We start from the raw sequence: 11,873 nt of genomic DNA, 5'->3' as shown, positions 1-11,873 counted from the left end.
TAAGCTGACCTTACTGAAAACACCACAAGTGGAGTCATTACATGACACAACAACAAGAGCTGGACTTATGTAAGGCGGGCATTGCCGCGTGGCAGAACGCATTTAATAACCAGGATGCACGTGGCTGCGCAGCACAATATGCTACAGCCTGTATTATGCATGCGCGGCCCATTGGCGAGTTTGACGGGAGGGAAAACATTGAGGCATTCTGGCAAGGCATCATAGATCAGGGTTTCTGTGATGTTGCTTATACCGATGTGGTCTGGGAAAAACACCCTGAAGTTGGCTACCTGCTGAGTGCCAACTGGACGATGAACAAAGCGTTTGGCAAAATCCATGCTGAGCATTGGGTGGTTGAGCAAGACGGCAAAGCCCGCCTGTACAGTGATGATTTTGAGATCCTGGGTGAGCGATAAACTCACCCACTCAATGCTCTTTGCAATGAAAATGAATGAAGCAATCTACCCCAGGATTAACATAAATGTGTAACCTGGCTTTGAATAGCTCGGGTAAGCCTGACATTCTGAACAAGACTCAGTAGTTAGCATGAATGTCAGATCAGTTCACATTAGTGAGATAATTGTGCCAGCATAGCCGGCTTGCTTTGCGAAAGCGGCGTGCATATTTATCAGCCTGTCCTTAACTCTCAGCTAAGCATAGTGACAGGCTGCGACACAAATCTATTTACAGTGTTTGCTGCGACGACTGCTCTTTGGGGTTAGGGCCATAGTCGTTGTCACCCGGCGTACTGTCCATCACGTAAAATACCAACAGCACCAAAGGCCCTACCACAGGCACCAAAGAGATCAGTATCCACCAACCACTGCGCCCGGTATCGTGCAAGCGGCGAATGCTCAGCGCAATACTGGGGATTATCACGGCCAGCGCATATAGGCCACTGAGCAGCCCAAAGCCGGACTCTTCGGAGTAAAGCCCCAATGTCATATCGACCAACCCCAGCACAATTGTGACGATGAGATTACAAAGCATAAACAGCCAATACTCTTTGCGTCTTGCTCGGCCGTTAAACACTGCATACTTTTTTAATGCAGATAAATAAATGTCAAACACAGGCTTTTCTCCTTGTTAATTTGCTATGCCACAACGGCATAGCCTCAGCACTGTCAGGGCGTGCTGTTTAACAGGATAGACAAAAACCTTTGCAATACAAAGTCAGCCTCGCGTGATGTAAAAATACGCCTGACTCTATTGAGCCGCTCCGCGATTGCTTTCAAGTACCTGGTTTAACTTATTAACCATTTCCTCGAATGCCGCTTTTTTCTCGGAAAACTGCGTCATACCTTGCTGGAACAAATACATTGCAGTCTGATATTCCCGCATTTCTGCATACGCGCAATAAAAAACGCGGTGACCGACAAGGTACACCGCGTTTTTTATCAGCCTGTCAGCGCGATTACTTAAGCGCCTGCTCAACAATCGGGTAATGATCCCAGACTTGCTTATCGGCAAGTGAGCGAACCAGCTTCACGTACTCAGCATGCGTCCACGCCAGTGGTGTTGCGGAGTTGGTACCCTCGCCCAGTGTATAACCAAACGGGTTCACACCCACGCCATCCCACACCTGCTCAGGCAACATCAGGCCTTCGTTTGCAAAGTGCTCCATGCCTTTGATGTAAGTGTATTTGATACGCTTAACCGCATTGTCATCCAGCGCATTAGCCTGGCTGGCCGCTGCAATTTCGTAATGACCGCGCTCACCGGTAAAGAAAGGCCATACCCGACCTCGCTGACCGGCCGTGTTCTGGCCCTGCTCAGCATAGTTGGTCCCGCGTACCTCATCTTCTCCGTAGCCGTCGTTGCCATAGCGGCGGTAGCCTGGATAACTATTAGGATCACCGGCAAAGTTAAAGCTGTATTTAACTCGCAGGTTCTCCGGCAGGTTTTCATCTTCATACTCTGGCAAGGTATTGGTAATGCTGCTGGCATCTGCCGCTCTGACGCCATAGCGTACAAGCTCGAGGAAGCCACCATCAATGATCTGCTTTTTATCCATACCCGCACGGCCATTGTTGTCGCTTAGCTTAGTATCGGTATTCGGGTTGGCGTCTTTGCCAATGCGGAAGAAATATTTACCATCGCTTTGCTTAGAAGGCAGGTTACCCTCAGTGGTGAACATGGTCGATTCCACTTCACTGTCGTAACGCTTGGCTGTTGCCATATAACGCTCACTACCGGCTTTATCACCGGCCAGTTTCGCAATGTCACTGGCAGCGACCAGACCCGCGATAATGGCAGCGGTTGTCGATGGTGAATAGCCGTCCTGCTCTTCCCAACGCTCCTGTTGTGTGGCCGGTGGTGTAATTTGCGTGTCGTTCCAGAGGATTTTTGCCAATCCGCCATCGACTAAGAACTCGGCCGCTGGTTGGAGCATACGCTTGTACCAGTAAGCAAGCTTCTCATCGCTCAGTACACCGGCCTGCCAGAGTTTCCACGCCAGCATAATCGGCATAGCAGTTTGGTCCAACTGCACGCCTACCCACTCCAGCTCACCGTCAACATGGGTTTTTTGTAAGAACCAGCCGGTGTCGCCGTGATTGCCAGGGGTTTTGTCTGTGACCTGTACTTTTTCAAGATATTCAAATGCGGTCAGTGCGGTTTGCGGATCGCCCATGGCCAAAAACGCCATCGCAACCTGATAGAAGTCGCGCACCCAGACCGCTTTATAACCGGTATGGCCTTGCTCAGCCGCCACGGTGTCACCCCAAGGGTTAGACAAAGAGGCGATCAGGGCCCCTGCGTGGGTTTTATCTTCCTGCGCCTTTAACACCAAAGCACTGGTGTAAAGCAGTTTACCCTGATCGGCCGTGTAACCACTGAGCTTTTGCATAGGCTCAAGACTGTTCAGGTAGTCGCGCCAGCCAATCGCTTCTCCCTCACCATTGTAGTGGGCCAGCACCTGCTGATAACCACGGGCCAGTGACTGAGCACCTTCCTGGAAACTCGCGCTTTGCGATTTGCCAAAACTCAGTGCCAGGTCGAATGTCGCCTGCTGGTCCACGTCACCCAGCTCCGCCAGCCAATTCACGTTGCCGCTTTGTGCGCCTGTGCTGGTGTAACGCTGTGCCAATGACTGGCTTGCTTTAAGCTGTGCCAGACCATCGCTCTGACCGGTAAAGCCCACGCTTGCCTGTTTAAAGCCCGTGCTGCTTTGCAGTGTCAGGTAATTGTCTCCTTCCCAGGCAACCAGGCCCTGCTCAGTGACTTTCGCATAATCGTTCAGGCCGTTGTTATTCACATACGGGTTCACGTTTACAAACAGTTTCACGCCATCAAGCGCTGTGTGTACCTTAGCCCGGACGAACAGCGTTTGCCCGTCAGGATCGGTGAATATGTGTTTCTCAAGCGTAAAGCGGCCTTGCTTATCTTTGCTTGTCACTTTGTATGCCAAAGACAGCGGACGACCTTGCGCATCTTTATCGAGGTAATCGATGCTGACGTCCAGCGCATCTTGCTCTGTTACCGTAAAGTCCGGGCCGGTAACAATAAACTGCATGTCTTTGATCTGCGCCTGGTGAATAAGACCAAACATAGTTTCAGTGATCATGCCCTTGGCGATGGAAAACCACACTTTTGATACGGCTTTTGTACTTGCCTGATCAGAATACTGGCCCTGCTTGTAAGCTTCGTAAGAAGTACCAATGCCGGTTTTACCTGAGTACGCCCAGTATGGTTTGTCACCCGGTGCGCCTGGCGCAGCTTGTTGCGATTGAGCCGCATTGTTGGCACTGCCGCAACCGACGAGTCCGGCCGTAATCAAAGCTAGGGTTAAACTAGATAGTTTTTTCATAAAGTCTCCTTGGGTGGTGTTATTCTTGTTCGATTTTCACCCGCATTACAGCAACTGCTGCAAGCAGGAACGACACACCACCAACCACTAATGCAAAAATCGGTTGATTATCAAATAGGTTTCTCAGGATCAGGCCAAGTACACTGGCCGCCATCAGCTGCGGGATCACGATAAAGAAGTTAAAGATCCCCATAAAGACACCCATTTTATGAGCTGGCAATGAATTACTCAGCATGGCGTAAGGCAGCGACAGGATTGAGGCCCAGGCAAAGCCAATGCCAATCATCGGCAGCCAAAGCAGGCTAGGATCGGCTATCATTTTAAAGCTCAATAATGCGCCTGCGCCCAACAGTAAGTTAATGCAGTGTGCGCCACGCATGCCCAGGCGATTCACCATCACAGGGATACACACAGCAGCCAGTGCGGCAAAACCGTTGTAGGCGGCAAACAATACGCCCACCCAGTCGGCCCCATCGTTATAGGCTTTGCTCGTTACCTCGGTCGTGCCATAGTGAAAACTGGTGACTGCCGAGGTGGTATAGATCCACATAGCAAACAAGGCAAACCAGCTGAAGAATTGCACCACGGCAAGCTGGCGCATGGTGCCGGGCATAGTAAATACATCGTAGATAACGTTATAAAAACCACCTGAGGTGCTGCCGCGCTGCTGCAGGTAGCCAGCAATTAACAGGACCAGCGTAAAGGATAAGAACAACCCGCTCAGCAGATACAACTCTTTCTCTAGTTGCATTCCAATTACAGCAGCCAGGATCCCCCCGCCTATCACGCCAGAAATAAGTGCTGCGCGCGCATAGTTGATAGCCAGATAGCTTTGACTGGTTTGCGTTTCAACCGCTTCACCGGCAAACTCCGCCAGCTGCTGTGGCGTGTACTCTTTGGTTTTTAGGATGGTCCAGCCCACCGCCAAAAACAGCACCACACCACCGAAATAGAAAGCATACTTAACAGACTCAGGGATCTGACCTGCTTCAGCGGTATTGCTGATCCCAAACCAGTTAGTCATCATCCAGGGTAAGGCCGATGCCACCACGGCACCTACGCCAATAAAGAAGCTCTGCATCGCATAACCATTGGCGCGCTGCTTTTCGTTGAGATTGTCACCTACCAGTGCGCGAAATGGCTCCATGGTAACGTTGATTGACGCATCCATGATCCACAGCATACCCGCCGCTATCCAGAGTGTCGGAGAGTTCGGCATAAAGAATAACGACAAGGTGGTCAGAATGGCACCATACAAAAAGAAAGGTCGTCTGCGCCCCAGCTTACCCCAGGTGCGGTCACTCCAGTAACCAATGATGGGCTGTACAATCAAGCCCGTTAATGGAGCGGCAACCCAGAGAATGGGAATATCATCGACTTTGGCGCCCAGTGTCTGAAAGATCCGGCTGACATTACCGTTTTGCAGTGCAAAGCCAAACTGGATCCCCAGAAAGCCAAAGCACATGTTCCAGATCTGCCAGAAACTGAGTTGTGGTTTTTGTTTTTGCATATTAATTCTCTAGTTCAAAGACCGCACTGGCCAGCGGGGCCAGGGTGACTGTCAGCTGATTGTTGTTAAGTGCAACCTGCCCATGTTGTTCCAGTCTGTCAATCGCATTGCCCTGCCAGCCAGCTGGCAAAGTGACAGAGACAGTTTGAGGAGCGTCTGCATCAAAGTTGCTGATCACAACCAGACGTTGTGACTCGCTCTGACGGGCAAACCCAATGACTTTGGTTGCGCTTTGGCCGCTGCGCGTTGTGACTGGTGTTGAGACTAACTCGCCCTGCGCAATCGCACTGAATGAGGCCATGTTCATCAGTTTTTGATAATAAGCGCGCAACGCCTTTTGCTCTTCACTCAGCAAGGCACCATCAAACTTGCCCTGGTTCATCCAGGCCTGATGGGCCGGTACACCGATGTAATCGAAGATACTGGTGCGGCTGGGCTTGCCGAACCCGGCCATTTCTGAGCCGTCTTCACCCACGCTCTGCGCAAAATACAACAAGGTTGGTGACTGACTGAGCAAATGACTCACCACCATGGCGGGTTTGCCTTTATTGGCATCACCCGCAAACTCAGGGCTGGCAATACGTTGCTCATCGTGGTTCTCTAAAAAGTGCAGCATGTGCGGTGCAATATCCTTAACACTGGCATGCACATCCAGCACCTGCTGCGCCGTGCCTTTGCCTTGCATCAGGGCTTTGAGCGAATCGTACAAGCCCACTTTGTCGTACAGGTAGTCCATCTTGCCCTGTTCAATATAAGCACGGTAAAGCGTTGGGTTATACACCTCGGCAAGCAAGAAGGCGTCGGGGTTTTTCATCTTGATAGACGCATTGAGAAAGCTCCAGAACTCAACCGGCACCATCTCGGCCATATCATAACGGAAGCCATCTACGCCCTTGTCCAGCCAGTAATAGGTGATATCGCGGAACTTATACCAGCTGTCGGGCAGTTTTTTATCCTGCCAGAATGCATAGTGAGCACGATAATCAAGCTGGGCATACTGCGCCGGCAAGGTAGCAAAATCGTAGCTGCCATCGGGCTTAACACCATAGTTCACTTTGACGGTTTCATACCAGTCATGAATATGGGGCTGCGCGGCACGTGCGCCGTTGCCGGTCCATTTGGCCGGGCTTTCAGTATACTTGCCATCGGCAAGCGGGTGTGGCTCGCCGCCAAGTACCTGATAGTCTTGCGAGCCTGGCACGCTAAAATCTTCGCCGGTCACATAGTAAAAGTTGTTATCACGAGCGTAGGTCACTGAGGTGTCGTCATTTGCGCCGAAGTCGCTGACACCTTGCGGTGCGCTGAGCGATTGATAATTTCGCGCAACGTGGTTGGGCACTATGTCAATCACCACTTTCATGCCCGCTTCATGGGTGCGGGCGATCAGGGCTTCAAATTCAGCCAGTCTGTTGGCCGGGTTCACGGCCAGGTCCGGATTGACGTTGTAATAGTCTTTTACCGCATAGGGTGAACCCGCACGGCCTTTAACCACGTCCGGGTCATCCAGGGCTATCCCATACTCGGTGTAATCCCCAACCAAGGCATGATGTAAAACCCCGGTATACCAGACGTGGCTCACGCCCATGGCTTTGATTTCGGACAGGGCTTTGGGGGTGAAATCTGCAAACTTGCCTACGCCATTTTGTTCTTTTGTGCCCCAGGGAATATTGTTGCCATTGGTGTTACCGAACAGGCGGGTAAAAACCTGATAAACAACTGGCTTGGCGGCGCTGTGCTGCGCTGCCAGACTCTGAGTGTCGGTGGTTGGTGTCTTGTTGTCGTTAGTACTGTTACAGGCGCTCAGTACCACAGAGCCGGTGATCAACCCAAGGGCGAACACCTGCGGTTTTATTGTCATCATAATATTGTCATTTTTAGTATTTTCAATGAGTCTACTGACTTGGTATTCACGGGTGAACCACTTGCATACGTATTCAGAGTCCCTATCCATCCACGCGTCATGTTCAACATTCTTAGTGCCCAGATGTAAACTCTGCTCAGGGACAAAGATCGTCGATTTATCGCATCCTGGCCAATCGCTCAAGCTGCGCACGGTGATCTTCAAAATTTAATCCGCACCGGGCAATGTAATCCTGTACTTGTGATAAGTCGTACTTGTTCGCCTCCTCATTGCCTGCGATCAATTGAGACTGCTCCGGATAAATGCCGTAACCGGCAAGTAAACAGTGCCAGCTTACGGAGGGGTAATATTTGTCGATATCCTGACGATGTAATTCATCCGATAAGTTTTTGCCCGACACCCAGGTTTGCAATACGTCATATAAAGAACGTGAGAGCTGATTGTTGTTTGCGTTATCGCGCCAGTATTGGGTATCGGTTCTGCTGTTTACACGATAGTGCGCCACAATGTAATCGCGAATGGCCTGATAGCGCGCATCGAGTGACTGGTTGTGTCTGGTTTTGAGCTTATCGGTGAACTCACCCTCCTGGTAACATTCAATAAAACTTTGAACGGTTTCCTGAACAATATGAAGCGCCGTTGCTTCCAGCGGCTCAATAAACCCTTGCGACAGTCCAATGGCAAGACAATTCTTATGCCAGTGTTTTTTGACCTGCCCCACCTTCATGGTTAAGTGACGCGCTTCAACCTCACTGTCCAGTAACCCCAGCGCGGTGCGTAATTCGGTCTCAGCTTTATCCGGATCGCAATAGCGTCGGCTGTAAACATAGCCGTTACCAATGCGGTTGGTCAGTGGGATATGCCAGCTCCAGCCAAATTTTCTGGCAATAGATTGGGTTTCAGAGGAAATCACCTCGCCCTGCTCGGTTGGCAACACCACAGCAGCGTCGTTAAACAAGTTATTGGCAAAGGAGTCGAAACCCACTTCTAAATGCTGCTGCATCAATAAACTGCGAAAACCAGAGCAATCAATAAAGACATCTCCGGTGACTTCCATACCGGCTTCACAGATCAGGGCCGCTATATCGCCATCGGGGTGCTTACGCACATCGCTGACATTGGCCTGAATATGCTCTACACCTAAATCGCGGGCTGTTTGAGCTAAGAAGAGCCCAAGTTTACCGGCATCGAAATGATAGCCATAGTTAATTTCAAACGGGAAATGATGCGCAGCGATTGGCGCTTTAGCCTGCTCTGCCAGATAGGTGGTAAGGAAAAATGGGTCCGGGTGGCCCGCGACATCAATCGCTTTTCTTCGTACAAAGCTGTTGTGAAAAAAGGCAGGTGCTGAATAATCGTCGGGCTGTGAGGGAAAAGGATGAAAGTAGCTGCTAAAGCCGGGGCGCGTTGACCAGTCAATAAAGCGAATGCCATTTTTATAGGTTGCGTTACACGCTGGCATCCACTGCGCTTCACTGATCCCCATAAAGTCCATAAAGCCCTTAAACTGGGGAGTAGAGCCCTCGCCTACACCAATGATGCCAATATCCGGTGATTCAACCAGGGCAATCTCAATCGACTGGTCCTGCCAACTTTTTGCCATCAGGTTGGCCGCCATCCACCCGGCGGTGCCACCACCCAAAATAACGATTCTCTTTTTATTCATCATTTTCACCTCATAAAACAAAGCCACCAGTAAACTGGTGGCTTTTTATTACAGCAGCGTTCGGTACTTAGAAGCTATAGTTAAACCCTAAGAAATACTGGCGACCGAACTCTTTGTACTCGCCGGTTGCCAATGCCGTACCATAGTTGGTGGTGTTTGGCTCATCGGTCAGGTTGTTGATTTGAAGAACGGCCTGCAAGCCATTGTCAAAGTCATAAGTACCCTGCCAGTCAACCACAGTGTACTCATCCGCCCATGCCAAAGATGAACCACCTGGTGATGCGCCTTCATACACGTATTCATCACGATAACGTACGTTCAGGTGCGTGGTAAATGCATCGATATTCCAGAAAATCGTCGCACTCCAGACATTTTTAGACAAACCAGGCATAGGTAGCTGCTGATCCGGGAAATTACCGCCACCATCAACCGTTGTTTCACTCTCGGTGTATGAATAGTTAGCGTTAAAGCCTAGACCAGAGAAAACGCCAGGCAGATTGTCAAACATAGTGGTATACGCCAGCTCGACACCACGGATATAACCACCCTGATCATTGTTTTGAGTTGTCTGGTACTGACCAGCTACAAAACCTTCCGGCACTTCAAGACCAATTGTCGCCCAGTCAACCTCGCCTTCCTGATAAGTGATGCTCTCAATCAGAGACTCAATGTCTTTCCAGAAAACGGCTGCAACGAACGCACCACCATCTTCAAAATAACGCTCATATGACAAATCAAACTGAGTTGCTCGGAACGGGTCAAGGTTTGGATTACCTTTTGACCAAACATTGTAACGTGGACTCTCACCATCATTGGCTGTATCAGCCCAAGAACCAGCGCCACCACGCAACTGATACACAGGCGGACGACCCATTACTTTCGCAGCCGCAAAGCGTATCTGATCTTCGTCAGTCACACGGAAGTTAAGGTTCAAAGACGGTAATGTATCTGTGTATTCTGGTCCGTATTCAACATTACGGTAATCAGTACGTGCAACCCCATTATCATCAACAATGGTATCACCTACTTCATCACCTTGGATCTGCTGAATACCCACTGATTTAGTATCTGTTCTGACAACACGTACACCGAAGTTACCCGTAACTGGGATATCACCTATCTCAGTATCTATGTTAGCCATTACATAACCGGCTAAGACTTCTTCCTTAACGGCACCACTTTCAATCAGGGTCCAGTTGTGCTCCCAGGTTTGCTGCGCGTCATAATTACCCGGACCAAATACCGCGTCGGCAATACCCATCAAGTCTAGCTCAAGATAATTGAATCCTCGGGTGTGCTCAACCGTAACAAAACCATCCAGAGAGTGCGGCACACAGGTGTGGTTTTGGTGGTTAAACTCACATCCTTTGTTGGTAACAATGGTGCCATCTGGCATTTTGTAGCCATTCTGGCCTTCGCGCGCGCCCCAGCGGAATGTTGAACGCTGATCGGTAAACTCTCGGTCTGACCATCGGGCACCTACTTCAATAGAAGAGATAAACCCGGCTTCAACATGATACTTGAAGTCTACTTTAAAGCTATCAAGTTCATCTGTGTATCTGTGTGGGAACTGCTCCCAGTCACCCAGGCGCATGTTAGACAGATCTGTATAGCTATTGCCTAAAGTCAACAGGGGTGAATCTTTCTCTTGCTGTACAAAAGAGAAGGTTTGGTTGCGCATTTCTTGCCAGGTTTCAACCAAAGTACCATCGACGACTGCATTTCCAAACTCGTAGGCGTGCATAGATGCGATCACATCACGGCGCGTTTTTTCACCTTTACTGTGTGCAAAGTCCAGTCTAAGCTCCCACTTATCTGTCACGTACTCTAAGTCCAGGCCAAAGCTGTCTGTAGTAGAATCGGTAGACTGGTCTTCTGAACGCATTTCAACCCAAGGGCCGTTGGGATCAGTGATCACAACATCACCAGCGACCAGGAAACCATCTTTTACTACCGCATTGTTCAGCGTGTATAGCGAGCCTAAGTTTTTCTCGAACCCTTCAATGTTCAAACCACTTTTACGATCTTCAGATTCAAACTCAGAACGGAAGTAGTCAAATTGTACTTTAAGGGCGTCTGTAGGCTGGTAGACCAAAGTGCTCATCAGGCCCAAACGCTCATCCGAACCTTTCGCTGAGCGAACCTGATAACCATTAACAGAGCGCTCTTCTGTGCCATCGCCATCAAAGTCTTGTGAGCGTTTTGGCGCATGTGCAGAAACATCAATCGCATTGTTTGGCTGGTTTAGAATAGCCGCACCAATACCAAAGCCTAAGGTCTCATCAAGGAATTTACCCTGATAAGAGAAACTAATACGCTCACCACTTGAATCGGCGCCGACATCAGATGCCGCATCATTGTATGAATAACGAACTGACGAGTTAAAGTTGTGCTGCTCTTTCGCCTCCAGCGGGTTCACTGTTTTCAGCTCAACCGTTGCTGCAACACCACCTTCAACTAAAGAGGCCTTTGGCGACTTATATACCGCTGCCTGATTGATAAGCTCCGACGGGTACTGGTCAAATGAAATCCAGCGACTACCCGCAGTGTAACCACTGGTGCTGGCCTGTTCACGGCCATTGAGCGTGGTCTGAATAAAGTCACCATTCATACCACGGATATTCAGCTGAGATGACTGACCACTCGCGCGTACCGCTGTAACGCCAGGCAAACGGCTCAGGGAGTCTGCAATGGAAACATCGGGCAAAGATGCCAAGTCACCGGCATCAACGACTTCTGCTACAGTGTCGCTGTAACGCTTTTTATCGATTGACGCGATGATACTGCGAGAGATACCACGTACCTCAATTACTTCAACGTCTTCTTGCTTTACTGCTTTCTCTTCTTCTGCAACGACCGAAAAGTGGCTAACGCCAGCGGCCATAAGCGCAACTGTTAGCATGCTTGGTTTGAACATAGACATAGTGTTTTATCCCAATTAACCATTTTTATGACGCCTAGTTGTTTGTTAATTCGTCACACGGTGACCCGTGGAGCGCTACAACGATTTATAAAGGCGGTAATTTTG

At 49.8% G+C, this 11,873-nt stretch carries 7 protein-coding genes; 1 reads left to right on the top strand and 6 read right to left on the bottom strand.

Going from position 1 to position 11,873, the window contains the following annotated elements; all coding sequences use genetic code 11:
- Positions 1-41 precede the first annotated feature (41 nt).
- Positions 42-416: an isochorismatase gene (locus L1285_RS12990; protein ID WP_235412670.1), complete on the top strand. Its 375-nt coding sequence runs from the start codon at positions 42-44 to the stop codon at positions 414-416.
- A gap of 268 nt (positions 417-684) precedes the next feature.
- On the opposite strand, the gene L1285_RS12985 is transcribed toward L1285_RS12990, so the two are convergent.
- The 6 genes from L1285_RS12985 to L1285_RS12960 all read right to left on the bottom strand — a co-directional run bounded on the left by L1285_RS12985 (position 685) and on the right by L1285_RS12960 (position 11,768).
- Positions 685-1,071: a DUF805 domain-containing protein gene (locus L1285_RS12985; RefSeq protein ID WP_235412669.1), complete on the bottom strand. Its 387-nt coding sequence runs from the start codon at positions 1,069-1,071 to the stop codon at positions 685-687.
- 343 nt (positions 1,072-1,414) lie between these two features.
- Positions 1,415-3,808 carry a glycoside hydrolase family 15 protein gene (locus tag L1285_RS12980; protein WP_235412668.1) on the bottom strand — a complete coding sequence of 798 codons (2,394 nt, stop codon included), beginning with the start codon at positions 3,806-3,808 and terminating at the stop codon, positions 1,415-1,417.
- Positions 3,809-3,827: 19 nt separating this feature from the next.
- Positions 3,828-5,318 carry an MFS transporter gene (locus tag L1285_RS12975; RefSeq protein WP_235412667.1) on the bottom strand — a complete coding sequence of 497 codons (1,491 nt, stop codon included), beginning with the start codon at positions 5,316-5,318 and terminating at the stop codon, positions 3,828-3,830.
- A 1-nt stretch (position 5,319) separates the two neighbouring features.
- Positions 5,320-7,170 carry an alpha-amylase family protein gene (locus L1285_RS12970; RefSeq protein ID WP_442960500.1) on the bottom strand — a complete coding sequence of 617 codons (1,851 nt, stop codon included), beginning with the start codon at positions 7,168-7,170 and terminating at the stop codon, positions 5,320-5,322.
- A gap of 166 nt (positions 7,171-7,336) precedes the next feature.
- Positions 7,337-8,845 (bottom strand): tryptophan halogenase family protein, encoded by a 1,509-nt coding sequence (locus L1285_RS12965; protein WP_235412665.1) that lies wholly within the window; start codon positions 8,843-8,845, stop codon positions 7,337-7,339.
- A 67-nt stretch (positions 8,846-8,912) separates the two neighbouring features.
- Positions 8,913-11,768, bottom strand: coding sequence for a TonB-dependent receptor (locus tag L1285_RS12960; RefSeq protein WP_235412664.1), 2,856 nt, complete (start codon positions 11,766-11,768; stop codon positions 8,913-8,915).
- Between the last annotated feature and the right edge of the window lie 105 nt (positions 11,769-11,873).

This window comes from Pseudoalteromonas sp. DL2-H2.2 (assembly GCF_021532535.1).
Lineage (GTDB): Bacteria > Pseudomonadota > Gammaproteobacteria > Enterobacterales > Alteromonadaceae > Pseudoalteromonas > Pseudoalteromonas rubra_A.
The sequence above is the reverse complement of the archived record's forward strand: the minus strand, read 5'-3'. Positions and strand labels throughout refer to the sequence as shown.

Coding starts and splice junctions, on each gene's coding strand:
- L1285_RS12975 (WP_235412667.1), bottom strand. CDS start 5,318: ATGCAAAAACAAAAACCACAACTCAGTTTCTGGCAGATCTGGAACATG.
- L1285_RS12960 (WP_235412664.1), bottom strand. CDS start 11,768: ATGTCTATGTTCAAACCAAGCATGCTAACAGTTGCGCTTATGGCCGCT.
- L1285_RS12980 (WP_235412668.1), bottom strand. CDS start 3,808: ATGAAAAAACTATCTAGTTTAACCCTAGCTTTGATTACGGCCGGACTC.
- L1285_RS12990 (WP_235412670.1), top strand. CDS start 42: ATGACACAACAACAAGAGCTGGACTTATGTAAGGCGGGCATTGCCGCG.
- L1285_RS12965 (WP_235412665.1), bottom strand. CDS start 8,845: ATGAATAAAAAGAGAATCGTTATTTTGGGTGGTGGCACCGCCGGGTGG.